A 1,437-nucleotide genomic window follows, 5' to 3' on the forward strand; every position below is an offset into this window, starting at 1 on the left:
GCGAAGGGGTGCGGGCCCGCCGTACGGACTACGGCTGCGATCAGAGCGCGGCCGGGTCCTCCTCGACGAGGAGGTTCCGGGTGCGGTTCGGGTCCACGAGGATGCCGGGGCCGATCGTGGTGGAGAGCGCGGTCTTCTTGATGTACCGGCCCTTGGCGGCGGACGGCTTGGCGCGGAGCACCTCGTCCAGCGCGGCGGCGTAGTTCTCGACCAGCTGCTCGTCGGTGAAGGAGACCTTACCGATGATGAAGTGCAGGTTCGAGTGCTTGTCGACGCGGAACTCGATCTTGCCGCCCTTGATCTCGTTCACGGCCTTGGCCACGTCCGGGGTCACGGTGCCGGTCTTCGGGTTCGGCATCAGGCCACGGGGACCGAGCACGCGGCCGAGGCGGCCGACCTTGCCCATGAGGTCCGGGGTGGCGACGACGGCGTCGAAGTCGAGGCGGCCCTTGGCGACCTCGTCGATGAGCTCGTCGGAACCGACGATGTCGGCGCCCGCAGCACGCGCGGCCTCGGCACGCTCGCCGGTCGCGAAGACCAGGACCCGAGCGGTCTTACCGGTGCCGTGCGGGAGGATCACGGTGCTGCGGACCATCTGGTCCGCCTTGCGCGGGTCGACGCCCAGACGCATGGCGACCTCGACGGTGCCGTCGAACTTGGTGGTGCTGGTCGCCTTGGCGAGGCGGATGGCCTCGAGGGGGGCGTAAAGGCGGTCGCGGTCGACCTGAGCGTCCGCGGCCTTCAGAGCCTTGCTGCGCTTCACTGCTGCTCCTGAATGGGGAATGGAGTCGTGGTATGTGCGGGCCGCGCAGGCCCTACCACATGGACGAGAAGGGTGATCAGCCCTCGACCGTGATGCCCATCGACCGGGCGGTGCCGGCGATGATCTTCGACGCGGCGTCCAGGTCGTTGGCGTTCAGGTCGGGGAGCTTGACCGTGGCGATCTCGCGGACCTGGGCGGCCGTGAGCTTGGCGACCTTGGTCTTGTGCGGCTCGGCAGAGCCCTTGTCGACACCCGCAGCCTTCAGGATGAGGCGCGCGGCCGGCGGCGTCTTCGTGATGAAGGTGAAGGAACGGTCGTCGTAGACCGTGATCTCCACCGGCACGATCATGCCGCGCTGCGACTCGGTCGCAGCGTTGTAGGCCTTGCAGAACTCCATGATGTTGACGCCGTGCTGGCCCAGCGCGGGGCCGACCGGCGGCGCCGGGTTGGCCGCACCGGCGTTGATCTGGAGCTTGATAAGCCCCGTGACCTTCTTCTTCTTGGGAGGCATGTCTCTCCGGGTCCTTCCGAGAGGTGATTGCTGGTGTGTGCGGAACCGGGGCGACACCCAGTCGCCAGCACACACATCGGACCAGGCTAACGCCTCGGCGTCGCTGGACCAAAACGGATTCGGGGCAGGGCCGGCGGGCCAGCCCCGAATCCGCGGACGGTTG

The 1,437-nt window shown here is 68.2% G+C and carries 2 protein-coding genes; both read right to left on the reverse strand.

The genetic code is table 11. The annotated features are described in order from the left end of the window. Window positions 1–40: 40 nt before the first annotated feature. Window positions 41–763: a 50S ribosomal protein L1 gene (gene rplA / locus ACFWOG_RS40860; RefSeq protein WP_329885426.1), complete on the reverse strand. Its 723-nt coding sequence runs from the start codon at window positions 761–763 to the stop codon at window positions 41–43. A 76-nt stretch (window positions 764–839) separates the two neighbouring features. Continuing rightward, window positions 840–1,274, reverse strand: a complete 435-nt coding sequence (rplK, locus tag ACFWOG_RS40865; RefSeq protein ID WP_148644356.1) for a 50S ribosomal protein L11 — start codon at window positions 1,272–1,274, stop codon at window positions 840–842. Between the last annotated feature and the right edge of the window lie 163 nt (window positions 1,275–1,437).

The sequence above is a fragment of the Kitasatospora sp. NPDC058406 genome (assembly GCF_042722765.1).
GTDB lineage: Bacteria > Actinomycetota > Actinomycetes > Streptomycetales > Streptomycetaceae > Kitasatospora.